We start from the raw sequence: 20,877 nt of genomic DNA, 5'->3' as shown, positions 1-20,877 counted from the left end.
GCATTCCTTCCAGAGCGGAAGGCGTCCTTAACTCTGCCGAGCGTGGCGGTCACGGGCTGTGATCCGGAACCGTTGCAACGCCTCTCGACCGGATCGAGTCTACGTCGTCACTCGTCGGTCGTGCGAACGCCTAGTTTGTCTGCGTGGTGTCGTGCGGGTTTTATTAGCGGCGGTCATATCAACAATGTGATCCGGCTATCCAATCCATTCTCCGCCAGCCGCAGCTCGTCCCCGTCACGCAGGGCTTACGCTGGCACCGTGACCCAGTCGGAGACCGCCCAGAACGGCCTACCCGTGCTGCGCGACCCGGTGGTGGTTGCCGCATTCGAGGGCTGGAACGACGCCGGAGATGCCGCCAGCGCTGCGTTGGAGCACCTGGACACCACCTGGCAAGCCACTCCGTTGATGACCATCGACGACGAGGATTACTACGACTACCAGGTCAATCGTCCCGTCGTACGGCTGGTCAAGGGTGTCACCCGCGAGTTGGAGTGGCCGGGCATGCATATCTCCTACTGTTCGCCACCCGGCTCGCAGCGCGACGTGGTTCTGATGCACGGTGCCGAACCGAACATGCGCTGGCGCACCTTCTGTAACCGCCTACTGGCCATCGCTGACCGTCTCAACGTCTCGACCGTGGTGATCCTGGGTGCACTATTGGCCGACACTCCGCACACCCGGCCGGTGCCCGTGAGCGGTACCGCCTACTCCCCCGACGCCGCCAAATTCTTCGGCCTGGAGGAGACCCGATATGAGGGACCCACCGGTATCGCCGGGGTGTTCCAGGACGCCTGTGTGAACGCCGGCATACCGGCCGTAGCCTTCTGGGCCGCAGTACCGCACTACGTATCGCAACCCCCCAATCCAAAGGCGACGGTCGCGCTGCTGCAGCGCGTCGAAGACGTGCTGGATGTCGAGGTGCCGCTCGGAGATCTGCCCGAACAGGCCGAGGAGTGGGAGCAGGCCGTCTCCGAGATGACGACCGAGGACGAAGAGATTGCCGAGTACGTCCAGTCGCTCGAGGAACGTGGCGACGCCGAGGTCGATACCACCGAGATTCTCAGCAAGATCGACGGCGACGCCCTGGCAGCCGAGTTCGAGCGATACCTGCGACGGCGAGGACCACGGTTCGGGGGCTAATTCCCAGCCGAGTTGACTTGTTAGTCATCGCATCTTGACCCGTTCTTTCGCACACGCACCGGAACGCCCCCGCACCGAATAGGATCTTGATCCGACTTCGCCTGGTGGAAGGAATCCGAGTTGACGACCGTGGCGCTGATGACGAACTCGGTCGAACTGCATTCGTTGGTGTCGATCAGCCACGTGGTCCTTGATTACCTGGGCACCTTGGCTTTTGCGATGTCGGCGGCTCTGGTCGCCGTCGAGAAGAAGTTCGACATCGTCGGGCTCGCGGTGCTTGCCATGGTGACGGCGATCGGCGGCGGGGTAATCCGTGACCTGATCATCGGACAACACCCGCCGGCGGCATTCACGAGTTTCTCCCATATCGGGATCGCGCTTGCCGCAGCGGGATTGGTTTTCCTGTGGCAGCCTCCGGCGAGGCTTACCGGCTGGCCCCTGCAAATCACCGACGCCCTGGGACTAGCGGTCTTCTGCGTGACAGGCACCACCATCGCGGCCCATAGCGGGCTTTCCGCGCCCTCGGCCGCGCTCTTGGGTGCGCTAACCGCGATCGGAGGCGGAGTCATCCGCGACCTGCTCTCCGGCGAGACACCGATCCTGCTACGGCCGGACAGCGAGCTCTATGCCATCCCCGCCATGCTCGGCTCCAGCATCACCGCATTCCTGATCCATTTCGGTATTTACTCCGACCTCACCGGAATGGCTGCGGCGTTAGGTGCATTCGGGCTGCGCATGCTAGCCATCCGATTCCATTGGCACGCACCACAGGCTCGGAGGCGATAATCCATGCCGGACAACGAAGACCGCAAGGAACGAGGGAGCAACATGTCTGACATCATCCTGACGGCCGCCACCGTGATCACGATGGACGATGAGCGGCCCCGCGCCGAGGCCATCGCGGTATCGGGAAACCGCATCGTCGCGGTGGGATCGCTCGCGGAATGCACCTCGACGCTCCCCGGCGCCCGGGTGATCAGCACCGGGGCAGGCGCCCTTCTACCTGGTTTCGTTGAGCCACACGGACATCCGTTCATGAGCGGCGTCATCACCGAAGCTCCCGTGCGCTCCATCGCCCCTTGGAAGGCCCAGAGCTGGGATGACGTCGTCGCCGCGTTTCACGCGGCGCTCGCCGAGACCGATCCATCAGAACCATTGATTTTCAGCGGATTCGACGCACTCCTACACGAACACCCCGCACCCGATGCCCGTGAGCTGGACCAGATCTTCGGTGATCGCGTCGCCGCCATCACCGATAACTCCGGACATGGAATCTATTTCGGCACAGCACTCATGAAGCTGCACGGCTGGGACGGAGCCCCGCCCGCAGACCCGGTGGGCGGGCATTACCAGCGCAACACCGACGGCAGTCTCAACGGACGTGGATTCGAGGTTCCCGTACTCACCGAGGTACTGGCACCGTTGATCGCCGGAATGGGCAATCCGCTGCGTTCGGCCGCGCTGTTCTTCTCGGCGATGGCCCGCGCGGGATACACATCAGCCTCGGACATGTCCTACGACCGGCAGCTCAAGCCCGCCTACGAGGCACTCGCCGCAGCTCCTTCATGCCCACTTCGGGTCAGTCTGTGGGAGATGTCTACCACCGAAACTTATACCGAGTCAGAGGAATTCACGGTCGACGAGGATATGCTACGTAAGACCGGCGTCAAGCTGTGGACCGACGGCGCGGTGTGGGTCGGGACGGGCGCGACGTCGTTCCCCTACGTCGACTCGGATGCGACCCGAAGGGCAGCCATCGACCCGACTACCGCAGGCGGAACACGTTCGTTGAACTACTCCCGCGAGCAGCTCGATGTCATCCTGGACAAGGCCGCGCCCCTGGGTTGGCAGATGGCATTCCATTCCAACGGTGACCTTGCCGTGGAGCTGGCACTCGATGCCTATGAGGCAGCACTACAGCGACACGGCTTGCTCGGCACCGATCACCGGTGGCGGCTCGAACACGTCGGAGGCGCCACCCGCGCCCAGCTGGACCGTGCCGCCCGGCTGGGTGTACACGTCTCCATGTCGCCCTTCCAGTACTACTTCTGGGGAGATCTGTTGGACGGCCATATCTTCGACCACGAGCACGGCAGCCAGTGGCAGCCCTTCGCCGATGCCGTCGCCTCAGGGGCGTGCGTGTCGCTGCACAACGACGGATCCGTCTCACCGCCCTCTCCGTTGACAAACATCCAGACGGTGACGGCCCGGCGCACACGTGCCGGCAATGTCCATGGCGCCGAACAGGCCATCACCCTCGATGAGGCGCTGCGTGCGCAGACCATCAACGCGGCTCGCACACTGCAACGAGACCGCCTCATCGGTTCCATCGCTGTCGGCAAGCTCGCCGATTTCGTAGAACTGTCACACGATCCGTACGGAATTGATCCCGCACGACTGACCGAGGAAATCAGCATCAAGGGCACCTGGGTCGGTGGCCGACGGGTGGACCTCGATACGTTTCTCGGTGCTTTCCTCGATGCCACCGACACTGACCACAGCTCCGCCCCGGTGGCCCCGATCAAGCACTGTTGCTAACTCGCTATTCGTTGACAGCTAAACGTATTCGAGTCTGCTCGCGAGCCAGCGACCGTCAATCAGCTCCATGGTCACTTTCATTCGGGACTTGTCGATGCGCGGATCGGGAAGTTGGCTGTTGGTGATCGCCTGATCCACCATCAACAAAACGACCACCTTCTTCTCGGGCGTGTCGAGGGTGTCGGATTGCACCGCGGACGCGAGCACCGTGCCGGTCGCGGTGGCGTGATTGTCAATCAGCAGCTGACGCAACTGCACGGAGCCCTTCGCGAACTGGTCCCTGAGCTCACCCGTGCTGAGTTCAAGGATTTTCGCGAAGCTCTCGTCGACGTTGCCCGAATCGATCGACGTCACCGTCACGGTCACCAGCTCGGCTGCCGTCCGGCCCTGCTCACGCAGCTCGTGAACACGGTGCTGGGTCGCCGCAATGGGTCCGTTGTGGAACAACTTCCAGCCCAATAGGCCACACGCGCACAACGCGACCACCGCCACGCCAACCATCACACTGGCGAATACGATCCGCAGCTGGCCACCGGGCGGCACGGCATAGGGCGCCGGATATTCGTTCACAGCAGGTCGACCTTGCTTGTCAACCAGCGACCGTCCACCTTCTCCATCGTCATCCGCACCCGGCTCCGGTCCAGACGAGGCTCCGACAATGCGACGTTGGTCACCGACTGGTCGATAAACAGCAACACGGTGACCTGTGTGGCGGATCCGGACTGGATCGCCGATTCGACCACCAAGCCAGTGGCCTTCGCCTTGTTCTGAACCATCGTTCGACGCAGATCGGCACTGGATTTGGCGTAGGCGTTCTTGAAGTCTCCAGTGGAATTCTCGAGTACCTGGGCTGTGCTTCGATCCAGTTCCCGGTAGTCGACGTTCGTCAACAACGTCGCAAACGCCCGAGCCGCCTCGAGTGCTTGGCCACCGGCGGTATGCACTTCCGCCGATTCGGACGGCATTTCGCGTCGATCGCCCGCCAGTTTCCAGCCCAGGAATCCGCACCCGCCCAGGGCAAGCAAGGCGATCACGCCGGCCACGATGATCGTGACTGTCGCCCACCGACTCGGTGTGGGGGCAGGCACCGGGTATCCCGGATACGGGATGGGCCGCTGAGGCCACTCCTGAATCACTAACCCCCCACTCAGCTACCGTGCATCAAGGAAGACGCTGCACCGCCAACTCGTTGAGCGAAAGATAGCAGTTGACCGCCATGGTGAGGTCGGCTTCTGCCAGTAGCGACTGGATCACGTGTTTGACGCCGTTGGTTCCATCCAGCGCCAGCCCGTACACGTACGGCCGGGCCACGCCCACCAGGCTGGCACCGAGGGCGACAGCGCGTAAGACATCGATACCGTCACGCACGCCGGAGTCGAAGGTCACCGGAACCGGGCCGGCCGCTTCGACGGCCGCGGCCAGACCATCGATGGCCGGCACTCCCCCATTCGCCTGCCTCCCACCATGATTGGAGTAGGCAATGGCATCGATGCCGCGATCTACCGCCTGCCGAACGTCGTCGACGTCGCAGATGCCCTTCAGGATGATCGGCAGTTTGGTCAGTTCTCGATAGTGATCGATATCCGCCCAGGTGAGCCCGGGATGGCTGAACAGCGACGCCCACACCAGACCCGCGTGCATCGGCGTCAGTTCCCCTGCGGAACGCACGCCCGCGATCTCGAGAAATCGGGGATCGGAGGTGTAGTTGGCCAGGCAATGTCCGTGCAGCATCGGCAGATAACCGTGTTTGAGATCACGGGGACGCCATCCCAGCGTGCCGGTATCCAGGGTCACCGCCAGAGCGTCGTACCCCGCCGCCTCAGCACGCCGGACGAAGTTGTCGGTCAGCTCGGCATCCGATGACGGGTACAGCTGGAAGATTCCGTATGAATCGCCGCGCTCGGCCGCGACCTCTTCCAGGGTGGCCGACGAAAGCGTCGAGTACATGGCGGGCACATCGAGGTCCCGGGCCGCGGCCGCCGTGAGCAGATCGCCACGGTCGCGGACCGCACCCAGCACACCTACCGGGCAGATGAACAGTGGACTGGCGAGTTCGCGCCCCAGAAACGAGGTCGACATGTCTCTGGCCGTGCGATCTCGCAGCATCCGGGGCACCAGCCCGTACCGGCGGAACGCGGTGGCATTGGCGTCTTGGGTGTGCTCATCACCGGCGCCACCACGCACGTAGCCAAAGATTCCCTCGCCTAGCGTCTGCTCCGCGCGGCTCTCCAGTTCGGCAAAGGTGAAGGGAAGGGTTGACACCTTTCCGAGCGCACCCGCGGCATAGAACTGGAGCTGGAAATCGCCGAAATTCATCGAGCACTCCTCATCGTTCGGACATTCGCTGGATGCTCAGCGTACTGGGCACTTTCGGCTTCATCTAGCACCATCGGCCGGATGGCTGAGCATGCTTGTCCGTCAGGTCGCACATAAGGTCCGCGATGCAAGTAACTCACGCATCCAAGCCTCCGACAGCTATCTACCCTCTAGCAAATGAAGCCCGAACTACGGATACCTTACCGGGGTTCCTTATGATCATCGGTGATACACATACGTTCCCGGAAGGCTTCCGTTGTCCGCTTTCACCTACCCCGCTGGGACCCGGTTCGCCTTACGCGACGGCGCAACGTGCCTCGTCACAGCTGCGGGCGGGATACTCCTGAACCCGCCGCGCAACAAAAAACTCACCGGGCTGTCGCAGCAACAGCGGCGCGTGCTGAAGACTCTCAACAGCGGGCAGGCGACGCTATCGGAACTGGTAACCGATTCCGATAGCGACGCCATCGAGGCACTCATCGGGCGGCTACTGGAAGGTGGATGGCTTTCGCTGACGGTCCGTGACGACACGCACGACCTCTATGCGATCCAGTGTTTCGGGGTCCCGGGCCCGCAGCCCGAAGATGCCACACCATCGGGCGTTCATCTGTCGAAATTCTCCGTGCTGCATCGTGATTCACGCGGATACGTACTCGAAAACCCGCGCGGTTGGTGCGATATCCGTATCCATGATCTGCGTCTGCTTCCCTTGCTCGACGGCCCCGCGAGTGCTCCCGCCGGCCTGGGCGAGGACCTCATCGCGCGGTTCCTGGCGGATTTGCGCTGGGGCGGATTCCTCGTCTCCAACCGTGACGAAGAGAACCACGAGTTCACCTCGATCAGTTGGAGCGCAGCGGACCTGTGGTTCCACCGACGCAGCACCCTGGGAGAACGCACCATCACCTGGGACCACTTCGGTCCCACGAAATGGGCGAAGGGCAAGTTCCCGCAGCCTGCAGCACGCAAACCCAACTATCCGGGAATCCCGGTCGCGCTGCCCGCCCCGGATCTAGCGACCCTACGCACGCAAGACCCCACCCTCACCGCCGTCATCGAAGACCGGATCTCGGTGCGGGCCTTCGATGATGCCAACCCCATTACCCTCGAACAGCTTTCCGAGCTCCTGTATCGCACGGCCCGTACCCGTGGCGCCCGCTCGGAAAGCGAGGGCGAAGAACTGCTGTCGCGCCCCTATCCCTCGGGGGGCAGCGTGTACGAGCTGGAGCTGTACCCGGTGGTACGCAACGTCGCCGGACTGGCACCCGGCATGTACCACTATGACTCCTTCGAGCACGTTCTGCGGCCAGTGGCCGACGCCGGCTCCACCGCGGTCAAGCAGCTGCTGAAATCGACCTCCGCGACCCTTGAGGGCGGCGCCGAACCACAGGTGCTTCTGGTGATGGGCGCGCGTGCCGGCCGAGTGATGTGGACCTACGAACAGGTCGCCTACTCGGCCATCCTCAAGCACGTCGGCGTTCTCATGCAGACCATCTATCTGGCCGCCACGGCCATGGGCCTGGGTGCATGCGCCCAGGGCTTCGGCGATACCGCGGCATTCACCGCTGCCGCAGCCGTTCCGGAGCTGCAAGAGTGCAGTGTGGGCAGCATGGTGCTCGGTACCCCTGCGGCCTCCTGACCGGTCAGGTGGTGCCGGCCAGTATCTCCTCATCGGTCATCGCCGCGATCTCCAGGTAGTGCCCGGCGACTACGGCCAGGCGGTCAGGGGTGCCCAGTTCGATCTCGCGCTGCTTGAGCCTGTCGGCGAGTCCGGCGACGGTGCGGGTGGCAAAGAGGTCTCCGACGAGCGCGTGCTCGACCGACAGCCAGTCACGCACGCGCGCAATGACTGTCGTGGCGAGCACCGAGTCGCCGCCCTGAGCGAAGAAGTCGTCGTACACCCCAATGGATTCCAGGCCCAGTACACCTGCCATCAGGTCGGCGAGGGCTGTGTCGAGATCATCCCGGGGAGCCGAGTCGGTGGCGGTCGTGGCCGCTTCGTCGAGCAGAGCGGTCACCGCTCCCCGATCGATCTTCCCGTTCGGCGTCAACGGCATCTGATCGAGGAGCTCGACACGGGCCGGAACCATGTAGCTGGGGACCAGGTCAGCGAGCAGCGTCGCGTAATCCGCCGACCGGTCCGGGGTACCCGACACCGCGGCAACAAGGATCGGCGCATCGCCGCCGACGATGGCCGCAACGGCATAACGGACGCCGGGGACCATGCGCAAGGCGCTCTCCACCTCGCCCAGCTCCACGCGATATCCGCGGATCTGCACCTGATGGTCCGCACGGCCCAGAAACTCGATGGTTCCGTCCGGCCAGTACCTGGCCATGTCGCCCGTCCGATACCAGCGCAGTCCATCGTACTCGACGAATCGCTCCGCGGTGCGTTCGGGGTCCTTGCGGTATCCGGCCGCGACATTGGCGCCGCCCACCCAGAACTCGCCGGGGACCCAGTCCGGGCAATCACGACCCGCGGGTGAGACCACCCGGCACCGGACGTTACGCAGCGGCACACCGAAAGGCACTGTCGCCCAGTGCGCGGGCGGGTCTCCCACCACTTCGCAGATGGTGTTGTGGATGGACGTCTCGGTGGCTCCGCCCAAGCCGGAGAACCTGCAGCCCGGCACCTGTTGAGCCAGACGCGTCGCCAGGTCAGCGCCCACCCAGTCACCGCCCAATGTGACAGCCCGCAGCGAGTCACCCAGGCCGCTACCGCCGATCTCCAAGATCATGTCCAGCATGCTCGGCACACAGTTGAGAATCGAAACCTTGTGGCGCCGCAACAGGTCCACCCACGTGGTGGCCTCGGCACGCTGTGCGACGTCGACCGCCACCAATGATCCGCCGACCGAGAACATGCCGAAGATGTCGTACACGGAAGCATCGAACTCCAGCGCCGAGAGCGCCAGCACCCTGTCGGTGGGGCCGACGTCGAACCACTCGTTGACGGCATCGATGGTGTTCATCGCCCCGCGGTGCGGTACGTCCACACCCTTGGGAGTGCCGGTCGAGCCCGAGGTGAAGATGACATATGCGATCGCATCAGTCGCGGGAATGACCGGGGCGGCCAGCGGCTCACCGTGATTCCGGGCCTCGTCGATGGACAGCGACGGCACCGGAATATCAGCGCCCGGAACGGTTATCGCCATCGCGACACCACCGGTCTCGAGGATGCTGGCACGGCGGCGGGCGGGCTGGTCGAATCCGATCGGGATGTACGTCGCCCCGGCGGCAAGTACACCGAGCACGGCGAGAATCTGATCGCGCCCCTTGGGCAACTGCACCGCCACCGCGTCGCCGGGCCGAACGCCACGAGCCTGCAGCGCGCCGGCCACTGCCAGGGCCTGCGCGGCCAGGTCGCCGTAGGTCCAGACCCCGTCCTCGTCGCCGAAGCCCCACACCACCGCGGATGCGCCGGGTTGGGTCTTCGCGAAATCGAAGAATCCTTCGTGCAGGCATCGGCCGCTCACTGGGCCGTCGGTCGCATTGACGGCGCGTCTGACCTCGGCCTGCGAGGCCGGAAGCCGCACGGCCGCATCGGCATTCCAGCCGTCATCACCGGCGCAGAGCGCGGCCACCGCATCGGTGTAACGCGCGAACATGGTGTCGACCATGCCGGCCGGGAAGGCCGACTCACGCACATCCCAGTTGAGCAGCAGTCCGCCACGTACCTCGGTGACCTGCGCATCCAGCAGCACCTGCGGTCCCTGCGAAATGATCCAGACCGGTTCGCCAAAGGTGTCCATGACCGACTTGGCGAACAGCTCTCCCAGATTCAGCGCGCTGGTGTACACCACGGGTGCCAACACCGGCTCACCGCGATGCCTGCCCAGGTCCCGGAGCACATTGAGCCCCGGGTACGCCGAATGCGCTCCGCTCTCGTACATATTGCGCTGCAACGCGCGAGCGCGGTCGGCCACCGACATCTGGTCGGTGAGATCGACGTCGAGCATGATCGAGGAGGTGAAATCGCCGATCACCCTGTCGATATCGGGGTGCACCGATTCGCGATGGAACAGCGGGACATTCAGCAGGAACCGGCTTTGGGCCGACCACCCTCCGACGGTTTCGGCGAACACCGCGGCCATCGCCATCGCGGGGGTGATGCCGCGCTGATGTGCGGCCGCCAGCAGCTGCTGCTTGGCGTGCGGCTCAAGCCAGTAGTCATAGCGCACGGTGCGGTGCGGTTCGGCCCGTTCACTCACCGGCACGGTGGGCAGCTCCGGCGCACCCGGCAGCTCGTCCAGCCGCTCGCTCCACCATTGACGGTCACGCTCGCGCGCCGACTCGTCGCCGCGCTGCTCGGTGCGATACCGCCGATAGGTGTACCCCAACTCCGGTTGTGCCGCACCGTGATACAGCGCGGCCAGATCGGACACCAGCACCCGGTAGCTCATCGCATCACCGGCCAGCATGTCCACATCCAGATGTAGCCGGCTGTTCTCCTCGTCGCGCAGGGTCAGGGTGACATCGAGCACCTGGCCGTCCTCGATCGCCAAACGCTGATGCGTCTTGCGTTCACGGAGCTCGGCCAATGCCGCCTCGATCGCATCATCCGCGCGTCCGCGCAGGTCCACCACGCTGAAGACATCACGCTCGGGGGCGGTCAGAGTCTGCTGGGTGCCGTCGGGCAAAAACCTGGTGCGCAACATCGGATGTGCCGCGACGAGCTGCTCAACTGCCCGCCGAAGCCGCTCGGGATCGATTGCTCCACCGTCGAATTCGACGTACAGGTGCGCGGCCACACCACCGAGCTCCTGATCCTCCGAACGGCCAATCCAGTAGGCGTGCTGCATGGTGGCCAACGGGAAGGGCTCATCCTCCACCGCGTCCTCCGGGGTGTCCGGGGTGTCGATGGGCGTGACGCCGTCGCCAACCTCCGCGACCGGTGCCAAACCCTCTCCCAACAGCGCATGCCAGGACTGGACCGACGGCTCGGCAGCGAGCTGTGCAAAGGTGATGCGGCTGCCGCGCTTACGCCATCCACCGGCCAGAGTCATCATGCGAATCGAGTCCAGCCCGAGCGTGATGAGGTCATCAACGTCCGAGATCTCTTGGGGGGCAATCCCGATGAGGTCTGCGACGGTCGCCTTGATCTCGTCCCTGCTGATTGATTCCATCCGTGCTGTCTTCCTGTCGCTATCCGTCGAGTGCCTGAGCCAGCGCGGCAACGCTTCGTTGCCACAGCCGCGCCAGCTGGTCGGCATCTTCCGAGGTGAAAAGGTTTGAGCTCCACTGCCAGTTGGTGACCAACTGAGGCCCCTCGGCGGTCGTCATCACCGCAGCGCCGATGTTGATGCCGAATCGCAGGGGTAGATCCGGTTCGGAGTCCGGAGGCACAGCGAGGCTTCGCCCATCCGTGATGAGGGACCACGGCTGGTCATCGATCCCGCTGATATCCATCCGGCCCACGTAATTGAACTGGATCTGCGGATCCCGTGCCGCGACCAGCTCAGCATTGCGCTCCGCATAGCGGAGCAAGCCATAGTCCAGTCCCTGATTCGGGATCTCGCCGAGACGCGCGGCGACCGCCGCCAAGAGCCGCCCGGCCGCCTCGCGGTCGTTCTCCGCCCGGTCGATGTCTATCGCCGACTCGCCCGCGCCGACACGAACCGGGTAGATGGTGGTGAACCAGCCCACGGTGCCGCTGGTGTCGGTGTCCAACTCGGAGTCGGCCCTGCCGTGCCCCTCCAACGAGACCAAAGTGCCTGCGGCCGAGTCCTGCCCACGCTGTGCGCGCCAACTTGCCACCGTGACCGCCAGCGCCGCCAAGAGAAATCCATAGACACCTTCGGGCTTGTTCAGCGAGGCCAACAGGCGCGCGGTGGTGTCCACAGATGTCGGTACTGAAGTGGTTTGCAGGGTCCCCCAGGTGTCGCGCGCTGGATCTGCATACCGTGATCCGAGTTCCGGATCCGCACCGGATATTTGTGTGATCCAGTAGTCACGTTGCCGTGAGACGTCCTCGCTGAGCGCCCGCTGCTGCATCAGCTGACTCCACCGACGATACGAGGTGAATTCCATGGGCGCCTTGGGCACACCACCGGATGCCACCGCATGCCACGCGTCGGCGAGGTAACCCAACACAATGTGCCAGGACACGACGTCCATCGCCAGATGATGGACGGTCAACAGCAAGGCGTCACCCGATTCTGCATCCGCGAGCCAGGTTGCCCGAACCATGGCACCCGACCGCGGATCCAGCGCATCGAAAGCGTCCCGCGCGGCCGCGGTGATCGCGGCGTGAGCAGCTTCGCCTACGGGCAGTTCCACGCGGCTGAGCACGCTCTCGGCACGCACCGTCCCGGCTTCACGGGTGACCACGCGCGGGCCGTCGGGGGTGTCCACCAGGGTCGACCGCAACATGGCGAATCCATCAAGAAGCAGTTGGAGCATCTGCTCTATCCGCCGACTGTCGATGCCCTCGGGCAGCCGGACAAGCACTGACAGCGAGAGCCGACGGTATGTTTCACTCTCGTACATCCAGGACACCACCGGCAACGGCGGAACTTCGCCATAATCGAGTTCTCCCGCAAGCGAATCAATGCCTTCAGAACGGTTGGACCGATCGGCTCGTTCGTCAATGAGGGCCGCAAGCTGTCGAATTGTTGGCGCGGCCAACACCATCCGCGGGGTAATCATCAGGTCGCGCTTACGCGCCTTGTTGACCAACGAGATCGCCACGATGCTGTCAACCCCGAGCGAGAAGAAGTCTTCATCGATACCCGGCGCCGTTCCGTCAAACAGTTCGGCACAGCAGTCACACAGCGCGCATTCGGTGGTGGTGGCAGGTTGTGCCCCGTCGCCCCCGGAGCCGCCTCCCGACAGTGCATCCAGCGCAAGCCGCTCAAGCACGTCACCGTCCAACTTGCCATTCACCGTGACGGGCAGTCGCTCAAGCACGACCAAACGCGATGGCATCATGTACGACGGCAGTCGATCGGCGAGCCTCATCGCAGTCCGAGTGGTATCGAATTGGGCCAGTTCCTGTTGGGGCACAATGAACCCCACGAGGCTCGCGCCGCCGGCGCGGCGCACCACGGCCACTGCGGCGGTCTGCACACCCGGCTGCAGACGCAGCGCCGATTCAATCTCGCCGACCTCGACCCGGTAACCGCGGATCTTCACCTGGGAATCAGCCCGGCCCAGATATGCGAAACCGCCATGAGGTAAGCGGCGCACCAGATCACCCGTCCGGTACATGCGTTGCCCAGGTCGCTGGGGGTCGGCAACAAAGGCACTAGCCGTCACCGCCGGTTTTCCCGCATAGCCGCGAGCCAGCTGGGCCCCGGCAAGGTACAGCTCGCCCACGGCTCCATCGGGCACCGGCCTCAGCCGTGAATCCAGCACATAGCCGGCCATCCCCTGATTCGGCGTACCGATGGTGGGCGCCGGATAGTCCTTCACCCCTGCGACAACAGCTTCGACTGTGGTTTCCGTTGGGCCATAGCAGTTGTAGACGGCGGTCTCGGTCAACGCGCTCAGACGGTTCCACAAGGCGGCCTCAATGGCCTCGCCACCCAGCGCCAGCACAGGAAGCTCCCGATCCAGGAGCCCGGCGGCGGATAACTGCGCCAGCATCGACGGCGTGGTATCGATCATGTCGATGCCGTGCTCGACCATGCCCTGCACCAGTCGGTGCGCGTCCCGCATGGCCTCGGCATCGAACAGGTGCACGGAGTGCCCGTCCAATAGACCGATCATCGGCTGCCATGAGGCATCGAAGCTCAGTGACCAAGCGTGGGCGATCCGAAGCTTGCGCCCCAATCGGGCGGTGGCCGGCCGATAGACCCGATCACGATGGTCGGCAGCGTAATTCATCAGCGCACCGTGTGTGCCGATGACACCCTTGGGCTCACCCGTGGATCCGGAGGTAAAGATGAGATAGGCGCTCTGGTCAGGGTGCCTGGAGATAGCAGGAGCCTCCGCAGGCTGAAGTGAGATCCGCTCCGCGGTCGCAGGATCGCCAAGCACTACCGTCCGGTGCTGCGCCCCTGCGAGGTCGCCGTGCCCGGAAATGGTGATGACAAGTTTTGGATCAGATTGGCGCAGAATCGATTCGATACGTGCCGCAGGTAGTCCCATGTCGATGGGAACGTATGCCGCACCGGCGGCCAGTACCCCAAGGATGGCAATAATCGACTCGACGGAGCGCGGAAGTGCCAGCGCCACCGTCATTTCAGACCCCACGCCATGTTCGGCCAGTTCATTCGCCAACCTGCACGCGGCGGCATGCAACTGTGCGTAGGTGTAGCTTTCCTTGGCCCCCGTCGTCAGGGCGACGGCATCGGGCTGACTCATCACCTGCCGCTCGAAGAGCTTCCACACCGAATCCACTGACGCATCTGCCGCGGATGCCGTGACGGCAATCTCCACCCGCTCGCCCGAGGTCAGGACATCAATGGCTCCTGGGGTCGCATCGCCGATATCCGGCAATTGACGCAACACAGAAACCAGCCGCTCGCCGACACTCGCTCCCGAAAAGTACTGCAGCGCTTCGGGAATCGCCTCGATCATCACCAACAGCGATTCGCCAAGCATATGCGAAACCACCGTTAGCGGATAGTGCGCCAAACTTTCCATCTCCACCGGGCGGAAACGGGCACCGTCGGCCATCTCGACCTCTTGCACCGCGTCGCCGATCGGGGCGTTCTCGAAGACGAACAGGGTGTCGAACAACGCGGCACTACCCTCGGCCCGTTGCAGCGCAGAAAGGCTCAGATATCCGATATCACGCATCGCCGCCGCTTCGCGCTGCAACTGCGCACACTGTTCGATGACCGACATCGAGTAGTCGATGTGGTGCACCATCGGCACCGAGTTGATGAAAAGCCCGACCATCCGTTCGACATCGGGAAGTTCCTTGGGCCGCCCAGACACGATGGTGCCGAACACCACATCGGTGCGATCCGTCAGCCTGCCGAGCACCAGGGCCCAGGCGAAGGCCGTCACGGTGTTCAGGGTGAGCCCGTTAGCGGCCGACCACTGACGAAGACGCGCGGTTTCCGCTGGGGTCAAAAGGAATTGCGATTTCTCAGGCACACTCTCATGTGCGGCGACAACACCATCGGCCAGCATGAGTGGTCCGGACACGGTTCCGAGATAGCGCGTCCACCGCTCGGTCGCGGCGGTGGTGTCCTGCGCGTTGAGCCACGCGATGTAATCACGGTACGGGCGAACCGTCGGCAATCCGTCGACAGATCCGGCCGCCTGATACGCAGCGAGCAGCTCGGAGAAGAAGATGGCGATCGCCCAACCATCCATGAGTATGTGATGGGTGGTGACGATCATCCGGCGATGTACGCCACCGGGCACCGTGAGAAGCAGGATTCGTATCGCCGGACCCTTGCCCAGATCAAACGGACGGCGGCGTTCCGCCAACGCGATGTCGTCGAAATCCGTCGTCCGTGCCTCACGCTCCTCCCACGGGATGTCCGCGTGCGAAGGCACGATCTGCACAGGCTTGGGCAACCCGCGATCCCAGAATGCGGCGCGCAGATTGGGATGCCGTGTCAGGAGCGCCTGTGCGCTGCGGTGCAGCAGATCGACGTCGAGCTCTCCCTCGATATCTGCAACGAACTGCATGCTGTACAGGTCGACGCTCTCATCGGCCAGCTGGGAAAGCGCAAAGAAGCCCTCCTGCAAGGGACTTAGCGCCAGCACGTCCTCGATCTGCGGTTGCTGGTCGGTACCGGTCACGACTGCGCCTGCCAGGATGCGGTGAGCTCAGCGAGCGCTTCGGCGCTCAGACCAGAGGCACTCATCGGAGCACTGTGCTCCACTTCGGTTTCGGAATTCGAATTCGTTTCTGCCGCAACATTGTCAGCAGCGTCGACGGCACCCGCGAGTTGAGAGATGGTCGCACATTCGAACACCATTTGCGGAGTCATCGCCAACCCACGTTCAGCGGCACGCGTCGACCATTGGATGGAGATGACACTGTCTCCACCAAGGGCGAAGAAGTTGTCCTCCGGGTCGATATCACTAATCTCCAGCAGCTCTTCCAGGATGCCGATAAGCGCGAGTTTGGTCTCCTCGGACCCCTCACTCACCGGTGCCGCGGCACGTTCGTGCGCGGCGGCAGGCGCCGCTAGCAGTCGTTCCAGCACATCGGCAGGCAGCAGCACAACCTCAGAAACACGTACGTCCTGATCCGTGGCGAACGCATCGAACGCCGCGTCCAGCGCCCGCGCGATCAGTCTCGTCGTCTCGGGGTCGTACAGATCTGCGTTGGCCACCACCGAAACGTCGAGCCCGCCCGACGGGGTGACGTTCAGCGCGAAGTTCAGATCCAGATAGGAGACGTCCACCTCCATGGGCAGTGGTACCAATGAGGTCTCGCCAGAACCTGTCAGATCTCGCGCCTCCGTACCCCAATCCGCACCACGGAAATTCACCATGGTCTGGAACAAGGGATTCCAAGACAGGGAACGCGGTGGATTGATGGCCTCTACCAGTTTCTCGATGGGCAGTTCCTGGTGTGCATGCGCGTTGAGGGTGGCATCACGGCTTCGCTGCAATACCTCGCCCAGTGTCGGGTCCTCGGACAAATCGTTTCGCAGCGCCACCATATTGGCGAACAAGCCCACAAGATTCGCGACATCGGGGTGCACCCGGGCCGCAACCGGGCTACCGATCACGATGTCCGTACCACCACCGAGGCGATGCAGGGTGGCGGCCAATGCCGCCTGGTAGACCATGAACTCGGTGACACCATGCAGCTCGGCCATCCGAGTCAGTGCCTGCCTACGCTCGGGCGCGACGGTGAACTTTTCAACCTCACCACGTTTTCCGAGAATCTGCGGCCGCGCACGATCATGTGCCACCGCGATCTCGACGGGTATCCCAGCCAGCAGCTCGCGCCAGTAAGTGACCTCGGCCTGACCGAACTCGCTCTCGGCACCGAACGCATCGCGCTGCCACAGGACATAGTCCGCGTATTGCACCGGTTGGGGATCCCACTGTGGTGCCTGGCCCGCCGCTCGGGCACGGTATGCGGCCACAAGATCATCGACGATCACGGTGAATGAGACATGGTCCACCACCAGGTGATGCACCGCCAGGGCAAGCACGTGCTGCTCGGCACTCAGCTCCACAATCGAAGGACGAAACAGCGGCTCGGATTCCAGCCCGAAAATATGGTGTCGCAGCTCGTCCAGGGTGTCCGTAAGGTTGTCCGGATCCGTCCGGAGGATCGGAACCGACAGCTCTCGCGACGGATGCACGATCTGATACGGCCCACCCTCATGAATCGCAAAATTGGTGCGTAGCATCTCGTGCCGGGCAACCACGTCGTTGAGGGCGGCGATCAGGGCCGGTGTCTGCAAGGGACCGTCGAAGCGCAATGCCAGCCACATGTTGCCGATATCGGTAACACCCTCCATCTGACACTCGAACCACATCGACAGCTGGGACGAGGACAGCGGGAGGCGTTCCGGGCGGACAGCTTGGACGAGATCCGGACGACCGTCCTGGGGAGCGACCTCCATCTCGTCAGAGTCATCGAGATCCAGCTCGTCGAGCTCGATCTCGAACTCCTCGCGGAAGTACGTAACGAGCTCGCCAGCGAGCCCCGCCGGAGTAGGGCTGTCGAAGACCGTGCGCACGGTCAGGTCGATGCCGAACTGAGCACGGATCTGCGCGACGAGGCGCGCAGCCAACAGCGAGTGACCGCCCAGCTCGAAGAAGGAGTCATCGGCGCTGATCTGCTCCCGCCCGAACAGGTGCGAGAAGATCGCACACATCCGGCGTTCAGTAGGGGTGGCAGGAGCCAGAAACACCCTCTCCGCCATCGTTTCTGGGGCGGGTAGCGCCCGCTTATCAAGCTTGCCGCTGGTGGTCAGGGGAATCTCGGGAATGACTGCGAATGCGCTCGGCACCATGTAAGCCGGCAACGTTTCCTGAGCCCGGGCGCGCAATTCCTCCAGGTCGATTTCCCCGGCGGGACCATCGGACGCAGGCACGACATAGGCGGCCAGCATCGGCCCCACCTGCGCATCCTCTACCACCGTCACCACACAGCGGCCGACCCGCGGATCAGCGCCGATGACACCCTCCACCTCGCCGAGCTCAATGCGGAATCCCCGCACCTTGACTTGCTCGTCAGCGCGGCCCACGAACTCAAGCTCACCAGATACGTTGCGCCGCACCAGGTCACCGGTGCGGTACAGCCGACCCCCGGAACTGAACGGGTCGGCCACGAACCTTTCCGCAGTGAGCACGGGCCTGCCACGATAACCCCGTGCCAGCTGCACACCTCCGAGATACAACTCACCGACAACGCCTGCGGGCACCAGCTGGAGCGCCTCATCCAACACGTATGCGTACACATTGCGATTGGGATGGCCTATCGGCACGATCGAATTGCCTTGGGGACCATCAACAGGCATGTATGTCGAACACACCACTGCCTCGGTAGGCCCGTAATGATTCCTCAGCTCAGCGTCGAACATGACGGCGAACTTGTCCGCCACCTCACCCGGAAGCGCTTCACCACCAACCGGAATGTGCCTCAGCCCGCGCAGCTCACGAGCCTCCGGCAACAACATCACCGAATTGAGCAGGGACGGCACCATGTGTAGCACCGTCACGCCTCGACGACGGACCAGGTCGATCACATACCCGATGTCGGAGAATGGATTCGGTTTGGGAAGGACAAGCTGCGCTCCCAAGGACAAGGGGCACAGGATGTCGGCCAACGAGGCATCGAAACTGACCGAGGTCGACTGCAGCATCCGATCCTCAGCAGTCATACTCCAGTCGACCATGAAGGACACCACATGCTCGGCGATCGCCTCATGTGCGACGGCAACCCCCTTGGGCCGTCCGGTGGACCCGGACGTGTAGATCACATAGGCCAGGCTCTCGGGCAGCAACGGGCGCAGCCGGTCCGTGTCGGCGACTTCGGTGTCGGAGAGATTGGCGGCCCTTTCCTCTGCGACCCGAAACTCGCTTTTACCCCATACAATCCGGGGATTCGCATCGGCGGTCAGGTACTCGATTCGATCCTCGGGAAGCGCGGGATCGATGGGCATGTACGCCGCGCCCGACTTGAGGACCGCGAACATCGCGACGATGAACTCGACCGACGTCGACATCTGGAGGGCAATCACATCCTCCGTACCAACCCCTTGGCCGATAAGCCATCGCGCGACGCGATTCGCGCGACGATGCAGTGCCTCGTAGGTGAGTTCCAACTCATCAGACACCACAGCTAAGGCATCCGGTGTTGTCCGAGCCGCTTCTTGAAGAACGTTCACGAGCGTCGTGCGCGGGACATCGGACAGCGCTCCGCGTGACTGCGCCAGCACCACCGAACGCTCTTCGTCGCCAAAGGGATCCAGCCGTGCGAGTGGCTCCCCGGGGCGGGCTAGACCATCCTCAAGCAGCCGCCGATAGTGTGCGAGGAGCTGATCCACAAGCCACTGCGGCAGCGCATCAGTCTGATACTCGATCTCCACCATGGTGCCCGACGAATCCGCCGCGATCGCCAGTGCGAGCGGCACTTGCGCGGCACCTCCGTCGAGATCAATTCTGCTGGTCTCCACGCCGGCCAATCGGTATCCGTTGGGATCCTTACGCATACTGAAACCGAGCCGCACCAGATCATCCAGCCCGTCACGGCCGGTGGAACGACTCGGATTGACCGCGCGCACCACCTCGTCGATCCCAATGCTCTGGTGGCCAAACGCTCCCAGGCACGCCTCCCGCACTGCGGCTACGTACGCGGCGAAACCCATACTCGGATCCACGGCAGCCCGCAGCAGCACAGTGTTGCCAAAATAGCCAATTGCCTTTTCCGCGTTGGCCTTGCGCTCCACTACGGGAATGGCGACCAAGAAGTCAGTTGCCCCGGTGTACCGATGAACAAGCGTTCCGAAGGCCGCCAACAGAACCATGAACGGCGTCGCCGAGTGGGCGCGGGCGAACTCCTCCATCCGCCCGGCGGTGTCGGAAGACAACGGGATTGCTCGCCGCCGCGCCCTTCGGGAGGTCGGGTTTGACGAGGAGGAGCCCGGAAGGTCCAGGGAATCCGGAAGGGGCGTCAGCGACTGACGCCAGTAGTCGATGCCGACATCCGACGTCTGGGACTCGACCGCACCCACCACCATGAATTGAGGGGCATCGCCCTCAACTGGGCGGGAGTTGTAGTAGTCGCTCAGCTCGGTGAAGAACACCTCCCAGGAATTGTCGTCGAAGCCGATGTGGTGCACCACCAACAGCAGCACGAACTCCTGTGCATCCATGCGGAGTAGCGTGATCCGTAGCGGCGGGTCGACGGTCAGGTCGAACGGGCGGCCAAGCTCACGCTCGGCCAGCGCCCGAAATTCCCGCTCCCGAGCACTGTCCTCAAGATTCCCTAAATCTATAGTGGTCCAGGGAAGTTCGACATCTTCGGTGAAGACCTGATACGGCTCTCCGGCGGCGTCAACACCATACGTAGTGCGCAAAATGTCGTGGCGCCGGATGATCGCCGCGAAGGCGCCGCGCAACCGAGTCTCATCGAGAGAACCGCGCATCCGATGCGCAACACCGACATTCAGCGTCGTGTCAGCCTCATCCTTGACCTGCAGGAACCACATGCGTCGCTGTCCTGGCGCGAGTTCGCGCCGCTCGCCCGCCTGGACCCGCGGTGCCGCATCGGTGGCGGCTTGCGCCGCAATACCGCTTTCGGCGAGCCGTTTACGCAGCAGCTCCCGTCGGCGGTCCAGTGCGGACAGCTGCTCGCCGCTCATCGGGCGTTACCACCAGGGACGAAAGCCTGGAATCCGAACGACTCCGCGCGCATGAAACGAACCACCTCAATCTGGGAACTATGCCTAGCCTTACCTTAATGTCTGTCGGCAGCACCGAGTGACGGCCCATGGGTGCTGTCAATCA

General features: G+C 63.6%; 10 protein-coding genes. 4 read left to right on the top strand and 6 right to left on the bottom strand.

The features are described 5' to 3' along the window. The first annotated feature begins 186 nt into the window (after positions 1–186). The 3 genes from RHO23_RS05820 (at position 187) to RHO23_RS05810 (ending at position 3,678) form a co-directional block, all read left to right on the top strand. Positions 187–1,140, top strand: coding sequence for a PAC2 family protein (locus tag RHO23_RS05820; protein WP_371258725.1), 954 nt, complete (start codon positions 187–189; stop codon positions 1,138–1,140). Between the two features lie 138 nt (positions 1,141–1,278). Next, positions 1,279–1,926: a trimeric intracellular cation channel family protein gene (locus RHO23_RS05815; RefSeq protein ID WP_155524942.1), complete on the top strand. Its 648-nt coding sequence runs from the start codon at positions 1,279–1,281 to the stop codon at positions 1,924–1,926. Positions 1,927–1,968: 42 nt separating this feature from the next. Continuing rightward, the gene (locus RHO23_RS05810; RefSeq protein WP_423488792.1) at positions 1,969–3,678 is read left to right on the top strand and encodes an amidohydrolase; all 1,710 of its coding nucleotides are present in this window, start codon (positions 1,969–1,971) and stop codon (positions 3,676–3,678) included. A gap of 18 nt (positions 3,679–3,696) precedes the next feature. Here the strand turns inward: RHO23_RS05810 and RHO23_RS05805 are convergent, their stop codons facing one another. From RHO23_RS05805 to RHO23_RS05795, 3 genes are read right to left on the bottom strand one after another with little or no spacing between them, the layout of a single operon-like run. Beyond that, positions 3,697–4,248: an Mce protein gene (locus RHO23_RS05805; RefSeq protein ID WP_423488791.1), complete on the bottom strand. Its 552-nt coding sequence runs from the start codon at positions 4,246–4,248 to the stop codon at positions 3,697–3,699. After that, a complete protein-coding gene (locus RHO23_RS05800; protein WP_423488790.1) occupies positions 4,245–4,814 on the bottom strand; it encodes an Mce protein in 570 nt (189 codons plus the stop codon). Before RHO23_RS05800 ends, RHO23_RS05805 begins: the two co-directional genes overlap by 4 nt. A 25-nt stretch (positions 4,815–4,839) precedes the next feature. Next, positions 4,840–5,994: an alpha-hydroxy-acid oxidizing protein gene (locus tag RHO23_RS05795; protein ID WP_064408606.1), complete on the bottom strand. Its 1,155-nt coding sequence runs from the start codon at positions 5,992–5,994 to the stop codon at positions 4,840–4,842. A gap of 256 nt (positions 5,995–6,250) precedes the next feature. Between RHO23_RS05795 and RHO23_RS05790 the strand changes: the two genes are divergently transcribed. Next, the gene (locus RHO23_RS05790; protein ID WP_423488789.1) at positions 6,251–7,630 is read left to right on the top strand and encodes a SagB family peptide dehydrogenase; all 1,380 of its coding nucleotides are present in this window, start codon (positions 6,251–6,253) and stop codon (positions 7,628–7,630) included. Between the two features lie 4 nt (positions 7,631–7,634). Here the strand turns inward: RHO23_RS05790 and RHO23_RS05785 are convergent, their stop codons facing one another. Genes RHO23_RS05785 through RHO23_RS05775 form a run of 3 tightly spaced genes read right to left on the bottom strand, consistent with a single transcriptional unit; the run spans position 7,635 to position 20,732 of the window. Further along, positions 7,635–11,117: an amino acid adenylation domain-containing protein gene (locus tag RHO23_RS05785; protein WP_423488788.1), complete on the bottom strand. Its 3,483-nt coding sequence runs from the start codon at positions 11,115–11,117 to the stop codon at positions 7,635–7,637. Between the two features lie 19 nt (positions 11,118–11,136). After that, positions 11,137–15,696 (bottom strand): non-ribosomal peptide synthetase, encoded by a 4,560-nt coding sequence (locus tag RHO23_RS05780; protein ID WP_064408603.1) that lies wholly within the window; start codon positions 15,694–15,696, stop codon positions 11,137–11,139. After that, positions 15,693–20,732 (bottom strand): non-ribosomal peptide synthetase, encoded by a 5,040-nt coding sequence (locus tag RHO23_RS05775; RefSeq protein WP_064408602.1) that lies wholly within the window; start codon positions 20,730–20,732, stop codon positions 15,693–15,695. The genes RHO23_RS05780 and RHO23_RS05775 overlap by 4 nt, the downstream gene beginning before the upstream one ends. Positions 20,733–20,877 lie beyond the last annotated feature (145 nt).

Origin of the sequence: Mycobacteroides sp. PCS013, assembly GCF_049532645.1 — a bacterium.
Lineage (GTDB): Bacteria > Actinomycetota > Actinomycetes > Mycobacteriales > Mycobacteriaceae > Mycobacterium > Mycobacterium gwanakae.
The sequence above is the reverse complement of the archived record's forward strand: the minus strand, read 5'-3'. Positions and strand labels throughout refer to the sequence as shown.

Coding starts and splice junctions, on each gene's coding strand:
- RHO23_RS05775 (WP_064408602.1), bottom strand. CDS start 20,732: ATGAGCGGCGAGCAGCTGTCCGCACTGGACCGCCGACGGGAGCTGCTG.
- RHO23_RS05815 (WP_155524942.1), top strand. CDS start 1,279: ATGACGAACTCGGTCGAACTGCATTCGTTGGTGTCGATCAGCCACGTG.
- RHO23_RS05785 (WP_423488788.1), bottom strand. CDS start 11,117: ATGGAATCAATCAGCAGGGACGAGATCAAGGCGACCGTCGCAGACCTC.
- RHO23_RS05795 (WP_064408606.1), bottom strand. CDS start 5,994: ATGAATTTCGGCGATTTCCAGCTCCAGTTCTATGCCGCGGGTGCGCTC.
- RHO23_RS05810 (WP_423488792.1), top strand. CDS start 1,969: ATGTCTGACATCATCCTGACGGCCGCCACCGTGATCACGATGGACGAT.